This is a genomic window from Streptomyces sp. B1866, from assembly GCF_031932565.1.
Taxonomy (GTDB): Bacteria; Actinomycetota; Actinomycetes; order Streptomycetales; family Streptomycetaceae; genus Streptomyces.
Genome location: NZ_JAVSCF010000006.1, coordinates 37,806 through 51,665, shown reverse-complemented (window position 1 = coordinate 51,665; position 13,860 = coordinate 37,806). Strand labels below are relative to the sequence as shown.

Genomic DNA, 13,860 nt, shown 5'->3' with positions numbered 1-13,860 from the left:
CGCCCGGGCCCGGACCTGCCACCCCCTGGCGGGTTCGGGCCCGGCGCGCACCACGAACACCCGTCGGCACGACAGAAAGCCACCGTTCGTGAACAGCACCACCGGGCACCCGCCCAACGACTTCGGCCGAGCCTGGCAGCAGGCCCGGCACGCGGCGGCCAGCGCGGCGCGGCGCGGGCTGCACGTCTTCCCCATCGGCCGGGCCAAGCTGCCCGCCATCCGCTCGCCCCACCGTGACGACCCGTCCCGCGCGCGGCCGTGCCGCGGGGAGTGCGGGCGGATCGGGCACGGCGTGCACGACGCCACCACCGACCCCCAGCAGCTCGACGCCCTGTTCGCCGCCGCCCCGCACGCCACCGGGTACGGCATCGCGTGCGGCCGCGGCCACTACCCGCTCCTCGGCGTCGACCTCGACCGCAAGAACGGTCTCGACGGCGTCGCCGCCCTGGCCGCGCTCGCCGAACAGCACGCCTTCACCGTGCCGGACACCATGGTCGTCGCCACCCCGAGCGGGGGGCTGCACCTGTGGTTCACCGGTCCGGCCGGCGCGCCGGTGCGCAACAGCGCCAGCAAGCTCGCCCCCGGCATCGACGTGCGCGGCTACGGCGGATACCTGGTCGGGCCCGGCTCGTGGACCCCGAAGGGCGTGTACCGCGTCGACCAGCTCCGCGACCCGGCCGAACTGTCTGACGGGCTCCTGCGGCTGATGCTGCCCCCGCCGCCCGCGCCCCGCTCGCACCCGGTCGTGCTGCCCGGCCCGCGCCGCGCCCGCCTGCTGGAGAGCCTGGTGGCATTCGTCCTCGCCGCCCCGGACGGGGAGTTGAACAACCGCCTGTACTGGGCGGCCTGCCGCGCCTACGAGACCGGGGCCGACGCCGACGCCGTCGGCCGCGCCCTGGTCGACGCCGCCGTCACGCTCGGCCACCCCGAGCGCGCCGCCGAACGCACCGTGGCCAGCGCCCGCAACGCCCCCGCCCGGAGCTGCGCATGAGCGACGACGCCGACAACGACGCCAACGACATCAACGAGCAGGCCCGGGAGATCCTGGCCCGCAACGGCCTCGACACCGACACCGGGGAGGGCAAGGGCCGCGGGCCTTCGCAGGCGTCCCTGCTGGTGGCGCTGGCCCGGGAGCGGTACGAGCTGTTCATGTCCGAGGACGGCCGGCCCTACGCCGCCAAGGTGGACGGCCCGAACATCGCTCTGCCCCTGCGGGGGAAGGCTGGCCTGCGCTCCCAGATCGCCCGCGAGTACACCGACTCAAGCGGCGGGTCCGTGCCTTCCCAGTCGGCGCTGGCGGACGCCATGACCGTCCTGGAAGGCGATGCGCAGGTGGCCGAGCCCCGCGTCCCGCACCTGCGGGCCGCCCGGTACAAGGACGGCATCGTCATCGACCTGGGCACCCCCGACGGCCGGTGCGTCATCGTCGGTCCCCACGGCTGGGAACGCTCCCCGCGCTCCCCGGTGCTCTTCCGCCGCTCCGGCGCCATGAAGCCCCTGCCCGAGCCCATCCGCGACGGCGATGGCCTGGCGAGACTGCAAGACCTGCTGAACACCGGAGAGGACGGCTTTCGTCTGCTGGTCGCCTGGTTGGTCGCCGCGTTCATCCCCGACCTGCCGCACCCCATCCTCACCTTCCGCGGGGAGCAGGGCACGGGGAAGTCGTACTCGGCGAAGATGGTCATCGGCCTGGTCGACCCCTCCGGGGCGCCGAAGCGCACCGCGCCCCGGGATATCAAGTCCTGGGCCACCCAGGCGTTCAACTCCTGGGCTCTGTGCATCGACAACATCAGCACCGTGCCGGACTGGCTCTCCGACGCGCTGTGCCGGGCGGTGACCGGCGACGGCATCGTGGACCGCGCGCTGTACACCGATGACGACGTGGTGGTGCTGGAGTTCCGCCGCGTCCTGGCGATGACCACCATCGACGCTGGCGCTCTCGCCGGGGACCTGGCCGAACGGCTGATGACCATCGAGCTGCACCTGATCCCCGACAGCAAGCGCCGGGAGGAAGCAGAACTCGACGCGGCCTACGCCGACGCCCACGCGGGCATCCTCGCCAGCCTCTTCGACCTCCTCTCCCAGGTCCTCGCCGCACTGCCCGACGTGGAGCTGACCGAGCGCCCGCGCATGGCCGACTTCGCCCGCATCCTCGCCGCGGTCGACCAGGTCAAGGGCTGGTCCACGCTGGAGTCCTACAAGGCCAGCGCCCGCGACGCCGTCGCCGATGTCCTGGACGGCGAACCCTTCGCCCAGGCCGTCACCGCCCTGGTCGACGCCGCCGGCCCGCAGGGCGTCACCCTCACCGCCTCCGAACTGCTGGAGCGCGTGCCCACCCCGGACCGGCTGCCGAAGAAGTGGCCCAAGGACGCCACCCGCGCCGGCGGCCAGCTCAAGCGCCTCGCCCCTGCCCTGCGCACCATCGGCATCGAGGTGGACGACAGCAAGCGCGGGCCCAAGCCGAAGAAGCAGCGCCTGTACACCCTCACCATCACCGAGGAGCGGCGCGCAGCCACCGAAGACCGCCAGGCAGATGACCAGAGTAAAAGGTCGGAACAGCGTCCCCCAGCGTCCCCCCACGACCCGAAAGAGCCTGTGACCAGCGCAAACAGGGGGGACGCTAGCGAACCCCCCGCAGCGTCCCCCCACCCGGCAGGGGGGACGCTGGGGGACGCTGAGGGGGACGCTGGCCACGCCTCAGCGTCCCCCCACCGCACCCCCTCTGACCTGCGGGAACACGACAGGGGGGACGCTGGGACGCTGGGGGACGCTGAAATGCAGCAACTCTCTAATCAGACCCCTCTGTGTACCGGCTGCGGCGAACCGATGACCTGGGTCGAACCCGGCCAGACCACCCACCCCACCTGTTGACCCACGGAGACACCGGCATGCCCGCGAACAGCCACCTCCTCAAGCAGGCCACCGGCGAAGCCTTCGCCGACTGGCTCGACCAGCACGAGATCACGGTCCCCGAAGCCATCGAGGCCGCCGTCGAAAAGGCGTTCACGCGCTGGCTCACCGCCCACACCGACGACCTCGTCACCGCCATCGCCGAGGCCGTCGCTCGGCGACAGCACCCGTAACCACGAAGGAGACCCCGATGCTCACCATCCCCACCGACCTCGACACCTGGCACCCGGCCGACGTCACCGCCTGGCTGACCACCCTCGGCGACGACCCCACCGTCACCGACACCGAGTACGACCAAGCCCAGCAGGCCGCCACCGCCGCCCTGCTCGGCGCCCCCGCGGCCTGACCGCCACCCGGCCGGCCCCGTGGTGCCGGGGCCGGCCGCTCCGACCACCCTGAAGGAGGCCGCGATGGACTGCCAGCTGTGTGAGCGCGAGCAGCGCAGCGACCAGGCCGAGCACTACCTGTGCCCCGGCTGCACGGCCGGTACGGCCAGGCGGTTGGCCCGGATGCCGGGCCTGTACGCCGTCCTGGCCGCCTTCCTCGCCCCCGGCAGGACCCGGCCCGAGCACGGCGGCACACGCCCCGCCGAGGCACCCCTGCCCGTCTCCGAGACCGCCCTGTCGCTCCGCGGCCCCGGCGGGATCGTCGGCGTGCTGGAGGACTGGCGGGCCGCCATGCAGGCCGACCGCGGCTGGGGCCCGCCAGCCGTGGCCGGGACCGCGGAGAACCGCGTCCGGGCCGCCGCGCGCGGCCTGGCGATGAACCTCGACTGGATCGCCCAGCAGTGGCCAGCGGCCGGCGAGTTCGCCGCGGAGATGCGTGAGCTGGAGCGGTCGGTGCTGTCGGTCGTGGACCCGGCGCCGCCCGGCGAGCGGGCGCGCCGGTTGGGGTACTGCCCGGTGGAGACGGTGGAGGGCCGGTGCGGGGCGGTCGTCCTGCTGCGGCCGGGGCAGTCGGCGGCGCGCTGCGAGTGGTGCGGTGGGGAATGGGGGCCGGACCGGTGGCTGGCGCTCGCCCGCGCGCAGGCGGCGGTTACTCCTCCGGCCCCGCAGGCGGGTTCGGCCGTGTCTGCCGTGGCGGACGTGCCGGAAGGTCATCCGTCTCATGCGTGAGCCAGCGCAGGAAGTGGTTGAGGTGGCTGTTCATGTCGGAGCCCACCTCGGCGACGGCGGCCTTGGCCCGCTCGTACAGCTCGGGGCTGTCCGGACGGTAGGTCCGGGCCCGCTTCTTGTGGACTCCTGCTGGCATGGCGCAATGCTCCCACAGTGGATTGCCACGGTCTACGGGACGCGCTACGTTAGTGGAGTGCCACTCGGCGGTTGCTCCACCAACTGCCCTGATGCACAACGGCCGTGACGCAGGGCTCCACCCCCGCGTCACGGCCTGACCGAAGCCCGGCATGCCGGGCGTACTCCCTGACCTAACCAAGGAGTCGGCTGTGGCCGATCTTGCCATGCCCGCGCGCCTCGACGCGCTCCCGCCGACCCGGCGCCTCATCGCCGTCGGCCTCGTCCGCCGCCACGGCGGCCGCATCCTCACCCTCCGCGCCACCGAGGCCGGCGTCACCGGCACCAGCCGCCCCGCGGGGGTGAACCAGTGACCACCGCCGACCTGCCCGAGGCCGTGAAGCTCGCCGACCAGCAGACCGCGCTCACCGCCCTCACCGCGGTCTTCGCCGCGTTCGGGCACCTCCCGGCCGCCAGCATCAGCCTGTCGCCCTACACCCCCCAGCGGATCGACATCGGCTTCCACGACCACGGCTCGCTGGCCCACTTCGAGACGTGGCGCGAGGCGCTGGGCATCCTCCCGGAGGCCGTCAGCTACCGCGAGTTCACGCTGCACGTCTCCCTCAACGCCACCGTCCAGTTCGCCGGGGCCGACGTACGCCTGATCGGCTACGCCACGCCGCTCCCGGACACCGCCGACCAGGCCCCGGCCGCTGACGAGGCCGAGGGGAGCGACCGGTGAGCACCCCCGACCTGCCCGCCGACGTCCGCGAGTTGCTGGCCGCCATCCGCGACGCGCTCCGCCTGCCGTTGCCCGCCACGGCTGACGACGACCGGGTCCACGACGAGCTGCTGTACATCCGGGCCTGGCGTGTGCGGATCACCGCCGACGCCGTCGCAGGCGGCCGTGACGCGGCCAAGGCCGCCGACCAGCTCCGCACGTGGACCGCCGAAACGCCCGTCACCTACACGGCCGCGACGCCCCTCAGCTCCACCCCCACCCAGGACATCGAGGGGAGCGACCGGTGAGCACCCCGACGCCCCGGCCCACGCCGACCGAGCCCCCGGCCACCCCGCAGCCCGGCACCAGCGTGGCCGAGCAGCCGGCCACCGTCGCCGCCTGCGCCGCCGACTACGCAGCCGCCGCCGACATCCGCGCGCGCATGGACCGGCAGGACGCCGCCGCCCGCGCCAAGGCCGGACGGAGGCCCCGATGAGCAGCAACCTGCCCGCCCTCGCCTCCGCCCTGCCGGTAGCCGCCGCGTGGAGCATCCACGGCTGGTGGCTGCGCCGCCGCCTGGCCGCCGCCCGCCGCGACCCGCTGTCGGGCCTGCCCACCCGCGCCGCCTTCCAGCGCGCCGCCCGCCGGCCGCTGGCCCGCCGCCGCCCGGCCGCGGTCGTGCTGGTCGACCTCGACGGCTTCAAGGCCCTCAACGACAGCCACGGGCACGACGCCGGCGACGACGCCATCCGCGCCACCGGGCAGCGGCTGACCGAGTGGACCGACGGGCTCGGCGTGGCGGCCCGGCTGGGCGGGGACGAGTTCGCCGCCGTCATCCAGGTCGATGACGCCGACCAGGTGCGCGGCGAGCTGACCGCCCTGCACCAGTGGCTGACATCCCCGTTCGACCACGACGGCCGGCAGTTGACCGTCGGCGCCTCGATCGGCGCCTACTGGCCGCCCGCCCGTACGGACCTGTCGGCCGCGCTGCGCCGCGCCGACGAGGCGATGTACGCGGCCAAGCGGGCCGGGGGCGGCTGGCGGCTGGCCACCGGCCCCGAGCCCGGCGAGCCGACCGTCAACGGCCGCTGCGCCGGCCGCCCCGGCACCCACTCCTGACCACCCTCGTACCGGGCCCGCCCCACCGCACGCGGGCGGGCGGGCCCGGCGGAAGGACCCCCCTTTGAAGCGCCTCGCCTGGCGTGCCGCGATCACCCTGGTGTCCCTCGCGGCCATCGCCACCACCGGGTGGAGCCTGTACGCCTTCGCCCGCCACTACAACACGCCCCAGCCCGTCGCCGTCGCCGCCGTCGCCGCGTTCGACGGCGCCGCCTACGCCCTGCTGCGCCTGGCCTCCGAGGCATCCGCCGCCGGCCGCTCGGCCGCCGGCGCCCGCCTGGCCGCCCTCGGCATGACCGCCGCGTCGGTCTACCTCAACACCACCCACGCCCGCCTCATCCACGGCGGCGCCCCGGCCGCGGTGTTCTTCGCCGTGCCCACCGCCGCTCTGCTGCTGGTCTCCGAACTCGCCTGGGCCGGCCCCCGAGCCGCCGCCCGCGCGCAGCGCGGCGACCGCCCCTTCCGGCCGCCGGCCTTCGGCGGGTGGGCCTGGCTGCTCGCCCCCGTTCTGGCCGGACAGGGCGTACGGTCCCGCGCCGTCGCCCACATCGAGACCGCGGGCGCGCCCGCCAGCCCGGCCAACGCGCCCGCCCCCTCCCGGCATTCAGCGTCGGAGGTACTGCGGCGCCGCTTCGCCGAGATGGACCCCGCTGATGCGATCCGCATCGCCCATGATGCGCAGCCCGGCCTGACGCCCGCGGAACTCGCCGCGCTGCTGATCACCTACGGCGTCGTCGTGGACGCCGTCCAGGTCGCCCTCGTCCTCAACGGACGCTCCCGGCAGGTCGAGGTCGACCGCGCAGACGACCATGATGCGCCTGACGCGCATCATGATGCGCCGCAGGTCACAGCCCTGCCGCCGGTCACCAAGGCCCAGGCCATCCTCGACGCCGCCGCCCACCTCGGCACCAGCGCGACCGCCGCCGCCATCGTCGCCCGCGTCGAGCGCATCAACCGCATCACCGTGGACGACCGGTACGTACGCACCGTGCTGTCCCGCGCCCGGCAGGCCCGCAGCACCAGCAGCGGCAGCGGCGCCGAGGGCATCGGCCAGGGCGGAGGCGGATACGCGTGACCGTCCTCTCCGTCTGGCTGTGGCCCGCCCTCGCGCTCCTCGGCGCCCTCGGCCTGGTCGCCTGCTCCCGCCGCGAACCCGGCCGCTACCTCCTCCCCGCCGCCCGCACCGTCGCCCTCCTCACGGTCGCCGGCGCGTACGTCGCTTTCCTCTTCCACCGCTGAGGCACCCGCCATGGACCTGCAACCCCTCGCCACCGGCTGGCGCCTGGCCCTGCTGCTCGGCCTCAGCCCCCTCGGCGCCCTGGCCGCCGACACCACCGCCGCCGCGCTCATCCTCGCCGCCGCCCACCAGCGCGACTGGAAAACCGCCGCCACGCTCACCGCCACCACCGCCGCCGGCGCGCTGACCACCGCCCGCCTCACGCACTGAAGGCCCCTGCCATGCCCGATCCCCGCGTCCCCCCGCCGCCCCCGTACGCGCCCACCGTCGGCCGCACCACCTGGTGGACCAACACCCCCACCGGAACCGGGCCGGAACCACGAGCGGAACCGCGCGTCATCGTCCTCGGCACCGCCCCCGTCCCCGCGCCGCCCGGCCGGAACCGGCTGCGGAACCTGCTGGCCGACCACTGGACCTGGCGGCCCACCGCCGCCGCCTGCGCCGTCCCGCCCGGCATCTGGTGGGGCCACCAGGTCCTCCTCGACCCCGAGCTGTCCACGCCCGGCGCGTACGTCATCGCCGCCGTCGCCATCACCATCACGGCCGCGCTCGACGCCGCTCGCGGCTGGTGGCTCACCGCCACCGGCCTCTACACCACCCTCCTCGGCGCCGCGTTCCTGCCCGCCGAACCCCTGATCACCATCACCGTCTACTGGATCACCGGAGTCACCTCATGAACGCCCCCGTCACCGCCGGCGGCATCACTGTCGGCCTCGCCATCCTCGCCTGGCACGGCATGCGCTGGTGGCACGCCAACAAGGGGACCAAGGCCAAGAACTGGCGGGCCCTCATCCCCCTCGGCTACGGCATCGTGCTGGGCATCCTCGGCTCCGCGTGCGCCGGCGGCCTCATCGGCGGCATCTTCAACCGCGTCCGCGCCGCCTCCAACGGCACCGGCGAGAAGGTCCTCAACGGCGCCACCGGCGCCACCAGCGCCACCGCGACCGCCGCCCACCTCCCCGCGCTCACCATGGGCGGCGCCATCCTGGTCGTCCTCGCGTTCACCGCCCTGATCGCCCTGTGGAAGAAGCTCGGCCGCGACGAGATCCGGCAGATCGGCGCCGGCGCGGTCTCCGGCGCCACCCTCGGCACGTCCGCCGGCGTCGCCGGCAGCGGCGCCCTCGCCCTGCTACCGCTGATCAACTCCATCGGCGACTCCCTGCTGAACAGCATCTGATGGCCGACCACCGCCCGCCGGCCCGGCTCGTCACCGGCTCCACCCAGCTCGCCCGCCGCCTCGGTGCGGCCCTCCTCCCCGAGGGCCGCCCCGTCGCGGCCGCCGCCCGCTGCACCGGCGCCGCCCTCGGCACCGTCAGCGTCCTCAACGCCGCCCACCACCAGCCGGGCATCATGTGGGCCGCCGCCGGGGCCTGGCTGATCGCCGCCTGGCGCACCGCCCCAACCCCACCGGCCGCGCCACCTCCGCCCCGGCGCGCGGCGGCCGCGGCCGCGCGCCCGGCCGCCGAGCCGGACACCCGCCGCCAGCCCGACGTCCCCGACGCGCGCCGCCAGCTCGCCCGCGCCGTCCTCCACCTCATCGGCGACCGGCCCGGCATCCACCTCGCCGACCTCTACCCCCGGCTCCTCAACCACCCCGCCGCCGCGCACCTGGACGAGACCCGCCTGCGCGCCGCCCTCCTCGACGCCGGCATCACCATCCACCGCACCCTCCGCCTCCCCGGCGCCGAAGGCCGCTCCGGCATCAAGCACAGCGACCTCGAAGCCCTCCTGCACGGCCCCTCCCCTGACCCACTCTCCGTCCCCTCTCCGCGCCATGGAGACGCAGGTCAAGCCCCGTTGGAGAGCAGTGGAGAGCAGGCCGGAGAGCGACCGGAGAGCACCCCTCCCAAGAGGGGATAGCTGCCACACCCAACCATTGACGAGAGGAACCTGATGACCCGCTGGATCGAAGACCCGTCCCTGGACGCCCCCGACGGACACCACTGGATGCGCCCGGCCCCGGACGACTGCCCGCACTGCCCCTGCCACACCGCCCGCGTCTGCGAGGGCCAGGCATGGGCACAGGCCGCCCGCCCGACCTACCAGGACGGGACCCCCTACACCGAGCCGTGCCCGTGCGAGACCGCAGCACGGTGACCACCTGAACCCGCACCGGGGCCCGCCGCGCGCACCCGCCGCGGCGGGCCCCGGGCGCATCATGGACGACATGCACCACCAGCCCACCACCCCCGCGCCCGTCCTGGCCGACATCTACGCCGCCGCCCTCGCCACCAACACCCGACCCGGCACCCTCCGCGTCTGGCTCCACCGCGGACGACTCACCCACCACGGCCACGATCGCAACGGCCGCACCCTGGTCGACCTCGAAGAACTCCGGAGCCGCCTCGCTGCGAAGGCCGCTTGACCCACCCCGCCACCTGCTGTAACACTTGAGGGGCGTTTAGCGTGCCCAGAAACCGCTAACCACGACCTCCAAGGCCCCGCGCCAACCCGGCTCGGGGCCTTCGCCGTGTCCGCACTCCACCTACCCGAGGACCAACGGACACCAGCCCCCGCGCCCACCACGAGCGCACCCAGCAACCGGAGGCACCACATGCCGGCCTGGACCCTGCACCACGGCGACGCCCTGACCATCCTGCCCACCCTGCCCACCGAATCCATGGACGCCGCGATCACCGACCCGCCCTACAACAGCGGCGGCCTCACCCCCACCCAACGCACCAACGACACCGCCCGCGGCAAGTACGTCACCGGCGACGCCCGCCACGACCTCCCCGACTTCGACGGCGACACCCGCGACCAGCGCGGATACCTCGCCTGGCTGAGCCTGATCCTCAGCGAGTGCTACCGGCTCACCCGCTCCGGCGCCCCGCTCCTGGTCTTCTCCGACTGGCGGCAGGTCCCCGTCACCAGCGACGCCGTACAGGCCGCCGGCTGGACCTGGCGCGGCATCGTCCCCTGGCACAAGCCGATCTCCCGGCCAGCTAAAGGCGGCTTCAAACGAGAGTGCGAATACGTCCTGTGGGCCACCCACGGCCCGGTCGACGCCGCCCGCAACCCCGTCTACCTCCCCGGCCTCTACTCGGCCAGCCAGCCCCGCGGCCGGGACCGGACCCACATCACCCAAAAGCCCGACACGCTGATGGCCGAGCTGGTGAAGGTCTGCGCACCGCAGGGCACCGTACTGGACCCGTTCGCAGGCTCCGGCTCGACCGGCGTCGCCGCCCTGACCTCCGGCCGCTCGTTCGTCGGCATCGAACTGTCCGCGCGCTACGTCACGGCCGCCCAGCAACGCCTGGGCCAGAAGGGCCCCACCACCTGAGCCCTCGCCCCGACTACAGACTGTCGAGGATCTTGGCGCGCCGGTCCTGGTACTCAGCATCGGATATCGCACCGGCCGCACGAAGCTGATCCAACGTCGCCAGACGGCCCGCGATGTCCTGACCCGGGACCGCAGGAGCCGGTACCCCAGCAGGCGCCGGAGCCCCACCCTGCGCGATCAGCATGCGCAACTTGTCCGCCAGCGCCTTCCCGTCCGCCTTCGGAATCTGCTTGATCTCCGCCTTGTTGCCCGAGGCGAACACCGTCAACGTCCCGAACATCATCCCGCCCTGCCACTGGACCGACGAGATCTTCCCGTACGGGAAGTCCTCCAACTGCTGCGACATCACCCCGTGCTTCAAAAAGATCAGCCGCAGGTTCGTCATGGCGATGAGCCCGTTGCCCTTGCCGTAGATGCCCGTGGCGAGCATGTCGACCGTCTCGCCCTCCCACAGCACCTCGGGCAGCTTGTTGATCTCCCTCTTGGACCCAACCGTGTTGCTCAGACGCTCCGCAGCAGCGTCGATGTCAGGCCGGACACTGAACTTCCCCATTCGGACCCCTCGTCACAGACAGACACGCCACGACGCACGGGGCCTGTGTGGGGCCAGGCACAGCCGCGCCGTACGGGCCGAGGCTAGTACCCGCATCCCCCAGCCACACCCCAAACGGCGAAGCAGGGAAGCCCATGCCAGCCCGCCGAGCCCTCCAGGTCTGTCCCACCCCCGGATGCCCCAACCTCACCAAGGCCGGACGCTGCCCCACCTGCCAGGCCGCAGCCACCCACGCGCGCGGCAGCGCACGCGCCAAGGGCTACGACGGTCGATGGGAACGGACCCGCGCCGCCTACCTCCGCGAACACCCCTACTGCGAGTGCGACGACTGCACCACCCTGCCCGAGCTGCTGCGCCCCCGCGCCACCGAGGTCAACCACCGCGACGGCCTCGGACCACACGGCCCCCGCGGCCACGACTGGGCCAACCTCCAGGCCATGACCAAGGCCCACCACTCCCGCCACACCGCACGTGAGCAGCCCGGAGGCTGGAACGACCGGGACCGGTGACGCAGCGTCGCCGGGCGGGGTGGGGGTGGACCCCCTCCGAGGTGGGGCGCCGGAACGCCGGGGAGGGCTCTGGATGGTCCGTCGGGTTCAGAAGGTCCCTCGCTGTCACGCAAGGTGACGGCGCCTGCTGCCGTGCAATGCGGCGACGGAGGAGTGATCGAGATGCCCCGTGGTGGTGCCCGCTCCCGGTCCGGACCGGCGCCGGACCCGAACGCTCTGCGGCGTGAGCGGCCGAGCGACAAGGCCGGTTGGACGCTGCTGCCGGCCGCTGGCCGTCCGGGTCCTCCTCCGGACTGGCCGCTGACCGAGCCGTCGGTGCGGGAGTTCGATCTGTGGCGGGCGGTCTGGGCGAAGCCGCAGGCGGTGATGTGGGAGGCGCTGGGTCAGGAGCTGGAGGTCGCGCTGTTCGTCCGTACGCTGGCGGAGGCGGAGAAGCCGGACGCGAGCACGGAGCGCCGGAAGGTGGCGCGCCAGTACCAGGAGTCGCTGGGGCTGACGGTGTCGGGGATGCTGCGGAACCGGTGGAAGGTGGCTGACGGCGTCCAGGCTGACGAGGCGCCCGGTGATGAGCGGCTGTCCGCCGCCGGGGCGCCGCGGCGGCGGTCGGCGCGGGACCGGATGAAGGTCGTGCCGTTCGAGCGGCCGAGCCATGGCGACGAAGGCGCCTGACTCGGCGGCCGGGTTCGTTGTCGACTTCCCCACGCTGTGGGTGGTGCCGGACTGGATCGAGGCGCACTGCCCGGTGCCGGACGGGTTCCGCGCGGGTGAGGATCTGGAGCTGTACCCGTGGCAGCTGTGGTGCACGGTCAACCACTACCGGGTCAAGCCGACCGCGACGCTCGGGCAGCTGGCGCTGGCGTTCCACTACCGGCGTTCGCAGGTGGTGGCGCCGCAGAAGACCGGCAAGGGCCCGTGGAGCGCGACGATTGTGCTGGCCGAGGCTGCGGGCCCGGCGGTGTTCGCGGGGTGGGCGCGCGGCGGTGAGCGGTACCGGTGCGCGGATCACGGGTGCGGCTGCGGCTGGTGGTACGCGTACGAGCGGGGCGAGCCGATGGGCATACCGTGGCCGACGCCGTTGATCCAGTTGACGGCGACGTCCGAGGACCAGGTCGCCAACGTGTACAGGCCGCTTCAGAACATGGTGAAGCGCGGCCCGCTGTCGGAGTTCCTGCGCGTGGGCGAGGAGTTCACGCGCATCGGCGACGATGGGCGTATCGACGTGGTGACGTCCTCGGCGCTGTCCCGCCTGGGTAACCCGATCAACTTCGCGATGCAGGACGAGACGGGCCTGTACACCACGGCGAACAAGCTGCGCCGCGTGGCAGAGACGCAGCGCCGTGGTGCGGCCGGTATGCAAGGTCGCTCGATGGAGACGACGAACGCCTGGGATCCCTCGGAGGATTCGGTGGCGCAGCGCACCAGCGAGTCGAAGGCGTCGGACATCTTCCGGTACCACCCGCAGGCGCCCAAGACGCTGTCCTACGGCAACAAGCGGGACCGCAGGAAGATCCACGCCATCGTCTACGCCGGGTCGGCGCACGTGGACCTGGACGCGATCGAGGCGGAGGCCGCCGAGATCATGGAGAAGGACCCGGCGCAGGCCGAACGGTTCTTCGGCAACCGGTGCGTTGCCGGGTCGGCGGGTTGGCTCGACGGGGCCAAGTGGGCGGCCAAGGCCAAGCCGCGGCGGGTACGGCCGATGACCCGGATCGTGCTCGGGTTCGACGGCTCGGACATGGACGACTGGACCGCGATCAGGGCCGAGACGATGGACGGCTACCAGTTCACCCCGGTGTACGGGGCGAACGACGAGCCGACGATCTGGAACCCGGCGGACTACGGCGGGCAGGTGCCGCGAGCGGAGGTGCGCGCGGCGATGGACCAGCTGATGCGCCGGTACGACGTGGTGCGGCTGTACGCGGACCCGCCGTACTGGGACACCGAGGTGGACGAGTGGGTGGACCTGTACGGGGAGGAACGGGTCATCCGCTGGTACACCCGCCGCATGGTGCAGATGCACGCCGCGGCGGAGCGGCTGAAGACCGACGTGGTGAAGCGCAACAGCGGCGGCGACTCCCGGGCGGCGGCGTTCACGCACGACGGGTGCCCGCTGGCCGAGGCACACATCGCCAACACCCGGCAGGCCGAGCGGCCCTCGGGCCTGTACGTGCTGCGCAAGGCGTCTCCGGCCCAGAAGATCGACGTCGCTGTGGCGAGTGTGTTGGCGCATGAGGCGCTGGGCGATGTGATCGCGGCCGGGCTGGCCGAGCGGGAAGAGTCGTTTTTCTACTCCGCGTGA

23 protein-coding genes are annotated in these 13,860 nt (G+C 73.5%); 22 read left to right on the top strand and 1 reads right to left on the bottom strand.

The window, feature by feature from the left end:
- The first annotated feature begins 88 nt into the window (after window positions 1–88).
- The 19 genes from RKE29_RS02170 (at window position 89) to RKE29_RS02080 (ending at window position 10,499) form a co-directional block, all read left to right on the top strand.
- Complete coding sequence (locus tag RKE29_RS02170) at window positions 89–991, top strand: bifunctional DNA primase/polymerase (RefSeq protein ID WP_312003266.1); 903 nt, start codon at window positions 89–91, stop codon at window positions 989–991.
- On the top strand, window positions 988–2,871 hold the full coding sequence (locus tag RKE29_RS02165) for an ATP-binding protein (RefSeq protein ID WP_312003265.1): 1,884 nt from the start codon (window positions 988–990) through the stop codon (window positions 2,869–2,871). The genes RKE29_RS02170 and RKE29_RS02165 overlap by 4 nt, the downstream gene beginning before the upstream one ends.
- A gap of 17 nt (window positions 2,872–2,888) precedes the next feature.
- Window positions 2,889–3,083, top strand: a complete 195-nt coding sequence (locus RKE29_RS02160; protein ID WP_312003264.1) for a hypothetical protein — start codon at window positions 2,889–2,891, stop codon at window positions 3,081–3,083.
- A 17-nt stretch (window positions 3,084–3,100) separates the two neighbouring features.
- A complete protein-coding gene (locus RKE29_RS02155; protein WP_312003263.1) occupies window positions 3,101–3,256 on the top strand; it encodes a hypothetical protein in 156 nt (51 codons plus the stop codon).
- Between the two features lie 64 nt (window positions 3,257–3,320).
- Window positions 3,321–4,025, top strand: coding sequence for a hypothetical protein (locus tag RKE29_RS02150; RefSeq protein WP_312003262.1), 705 nt, complete (start codon window positions 3,321–3,323; stop codon window positions 4,023–4,025).
- Window positions 4,026–4,351: 326 nt separating this feature from the next.
- Window positions 4,352–4,513: a hypothetical protein gene (locus tag RKE29_RS02145; protein WP_312003261.1), complete on the top strand. Its 162-nt coding sequence runs from the start codon at window positions 4,352–4,354 to the stop codon at window positions 4,511–4,513.
- Complete coding sequence (locus RKE29_RS02140) at window positions 4,510–4,881, top strand: hypothetical protein (protein ID WP_312003260.1); 372 nt, start codon at window positions 4,510–4,512, stop codon at window positions 4,879–4,881. The genes RKE29_RS02145 and RKE29_RS02140 overlap by 4 nt, the downstream gene beginning before the upstream one ends.
- Window positions 4,878–5,168, top strand: coding sequence for a hypothetical protein (locus RKE29_RS02135; protein ID WP_312003259.1), 291 nt, complete (start codon window positions 4,878–4,880; stop codon window positions 5,166–5,168). Before RKE29_RS02140 ends, RKE29_RS02135 begins: the two co-directional genes overlap by 4 nt.
- Window positions 5,165–5,356 (top strand): hypothetical protein, encoded by a 192-nt coding sequence (locus tag RKE29_RS02130; protein ID WP_312003258.1) that lies wholly within the window; start codon window positions 5,165–5,167, stop codon window positions 5,354–5,356. The genes RKE29_RS02135 and RKE29_RS02130 overlap by 4 nt, the downstream gene beginning before the upstream one ends.
- Complete coding sequence (locus RKE29_RS02125; protein WP_312003257.1) at window positions 5,353–5,979, top strand: GGDEF domain-containing protein; 627 nt, start codon at window positions 5,353–5,355, stop codon at window positions 5,977–5,979. Before RKE29_RS02130 ends, RKE29_RS02125 begins: the two co-directional genes overlap by 4 nt.
- Window positions 5,980–6,043: 64 nt before the next feature.
- Entirely contained in the window at window positions 6,044–7,054 is a 1,011-nt protein-coding gene (locus tag RKE29_RS02120; RefSeq protein ID WP_312003256.1) for a DUF2637 domain-containing protein, read from the top strand.
- Window positions 7,051–7,218: a hypothetical protein gene (locus RKE29_RS02115; protein WP_312003255.1), complete on the top strand. Its 168-nt coding sequence runs from the start codon at window positions 7,051–7,053 to the stop codon at window positions 7,216–7,218. Before RKE29_RS02120 ends, RKE29_RS02115 begins: the two co-directional genes overlap by 4 nt.
- A 10-nt stretch (window positions 7,219–7,228) precedes the next feature.
- Window positions 7,229–7,426, top strand: coding sequence for a hypothetical protein (locus RKE29_RS02110; protein WP_312003254.1), 198 nt, complete (start codon window positions 7,229–7,231; stop codon window positions 7,424–7,426).
- An 11-nt stretch (window positions 7,427–7,437) separates the two neighbouring features.
- Window positions 7,438–7,893 (top strand): hypothetical protein, encoded by a 456-nt coding sequence (locus RKE29_RS02105; protein ID WP_312003253.1) that lies wholly within the window; start codon window positions 7,438–7,440, stop codon window positions 7,891–7,893.
- Entirely contained in the window at window positions 7,890–8,393 is a 504-nt protein-coding gene (locus RKE29_RS02100; protein ID WP_312003252.1) for a hypothetical protein, read from the top strand. The genes RKE29_RS02105 and RKE29_RS02100 overlap by 4 nt, the downstream gene beginning before the upstream one ends.
- On the top strand, window positions 8,393–9,076 hold the full coding sequence (locus tag RKE29_RS02095) for a hypothetical protein (RefSeq protein ID WP_312003251.1): 684 nt from the start codon (window positions 8,393–8,395) through the stop codon (window positions 9,074–9,076). Before RKE29_RS02100 ends, RKE29_RS02095 begins: the two co-directional genes overlap by 1 nt.
- 33 nt (window positions 9,077–9,109) lie before the next feature.
- Window positions 9,110–9,313: a hypothetical protein gene (locus RKE29_RS02090; RefSeq protein WP_312003250.1), complete on the top strand. Its 204-nt coding sequence runs from the start codon at window positions 9,110–9,112 to the stop codon at window positions 9,311–9,313.
- 70 nt (window positions 9,314–9,383) lie between these two features.
- Entirely contained in the window at window positions 9,384–9,581 is a 198-nt protein-coding gene (locus RKE29_RS02085; RefSeq protein ID WP_312003249.1) for a hypothetical protein, read from the top strand.
- Window positions 9,582–9,770: 189 nt separating this feature from the next.
- The gene (locus RKE29_RS02080; RefSeq protein WP_312003248.1) at window positions 9,771–10,499 is read left to right on the top strand and encodes a site-specific DNA-methyltransferase; all 729 of its coding nucleotides are present in this window, start codon (window positions 9,771–9,773) and stop codon (window positions 10,497–10,499) included.
- Window positions 10,500–10,512: 13 nt separating this feature from the next.
- Here the strand turns inward: RKE29_RS02080 and RKE29_RS02075 are convergent, their stop codons facing one another.
- A complete protein-coding gene (locus RKE29_RS02075) occupies window positions 10,513–11,052 on the bottom strand; it encodes a PH domain-containing protein (RefSeq protein ID WP_312003247.1) in 540 nt (179 codons plus the stop codon).
- A 134-nt stretch (window positions 11,053–11,186) separates the two neighbouring features.
- Here RKE29_RS02075 and RKE29_RS02070 point away from each other — a divergent pair, with 134 nt between their 5' ends.
- The 3 genes from RKE29_RS02070 to RKE29_RS02060 all read left to right on the top strand — a co-directional run bounded on the left by RKE29_RS02070 (window position 11,187) and on the right by RKE29_RS02060 (window position 13,860).
- Complete coding sequence (locus RKE29_RS02070) at window positions 11,187–11,561, top strand: HNH endonuclease signature motif containing protein (protein WP_312003246.1); 375 nt, start codon at window positions 11,187–11,189, stop codon at window positions 11,559–11,561.
- A 162-nt stretch (window positions 11,562–11,723) separates the two neighbouring features.
- Window positions 11,724–12,230: a hypothetical protein gene (locus tag RKE29_RS02065; RefSeq protein WP_312003245.1), complete on the top strand. Its 507-nt coding sequence runs from the start codon at window positions 11,724–11,726 to the stop codon at window positions 12,228–12,230.
- Window positions 12,211–13,860, top strand: coding sequence for a hypothetical protein (locus RKE29_RS02060; protein WP_312003244.1), 1,650 nt, complete (start codon window positions 12,211–12,213; stop codon window positions 13,858–13,860). Before RKE29_RS02065 ends, RKE29_RS02060 begins: the two co-directional genes overlap by 20 nt.

Coding starts and splice junctions, on each gene's coding strand:
- RKE29_RS02100 (WP_312003252.1), top strand. CDS start 7,890: ATGAACGCCCCCGTCACCGCCGGCGGCATCACTGTCGGCCTCGCCATC.
- RKE29_RS02075 (WP_312003247.1), bottom strand. CDS start 11,052: ATGGGGAAGTTCAGTGTCCGGCCTGACATCGACGCTGCTGCGGAGCGT.
- RKE29_RS02065 (WP_312003245.1), top strand. CDS start 11,724: ATGCCCCGTGGTGGTGCCCGCTCCCGGTCCGGACCGGCGCCGGACCCG.
- RKE29_RS02060 (WP_312003244.1), top strand. CDS start 12,211: ATGGCGACGAAGGCGCCTGACTCGGCGGCCGGGTTCGTTGTCGACTTC.
- RKE29_RS02110 (WP_312003254.1), top strand. CDS start 7,229: ATGGACCTGCAACCCCTCGCCACCGGCTGGCGCCTGGCCCTGCTGCTC.
- RKE29_RS02150 (WP_312003262.1), top strand. CDS start 3,321: ATGGACTGCCAGCTGTGTGAGCGCGAGCAGCGCAGCGACCAGGCCGAG.
- RKE29_RS02095 (WP_312003251.1), top strand. CDS start 8,393: ATGGCCGACCACCGCCCGCCGGCCCGGCTCGTCACCGGCTCCACCCAG.
- RKE29_RS02155 (WP_312003263.1), top strand. CDS start 3,101: ATGCTCACCATCCCCACCGACCTCGACACCTGGCACCCGGCCGACGTC.
- RKE29_RS02160 (WP_312003264.1), top strand. CDS start 2,889: ATGCCCGCGAACAGCCACCTCCTCAAGCAGGCCACCGGCGAAGCCTTC.
- RKE29_RS02085 (WP_312003249.1), top strand. CDS start 9,384: ATGCACCACCAGCCCACCACCCCCGCGCCCGTCCTGGCCGACATCTAC.
- RKE29_RS02105 (WP_312003253.1), top strand. CDS start 7,438: ATGCCCGATCCCCGCGTCCCCCCGCCGCCCCCGTACGCGCCCACCGTC.
- RKE29_RS02165 (WP_312003265.1), top strand. CDS start 988: ATGAGCGACGACGCCGACAACGACGCCAACGACATCAACGAGCAGGCC.
- RKE29_RS02090 (WP_312003250.1), top strand. CDS start 9,110: ATGACCCGCTGGATCGAAGACCCGTCCCTGGACGCCCCCGACGGACAC.
- RKE29_RS02070 (WP_312003246.1), top strand. CDS start 11,187: ATGCCAGCCCGCCGAGCCCTCCAGGTCTGTCCCACCCCCGGATGCCCC.
- RKE29_RS02080 (WP_312003248.1), top strand. CDS start 9,771: ATGCCGGCCTGGACCCTGCACCACGGCGACGCCCTGACCATCCTGCCC.
- RKE29_RS02125 (WP_312003257.1), top strand. CDS start 5,353: ATGAGCAGCAACCTGCCCGCCCTCGCCTCCGCCCTGCCGGTAGCCGCC.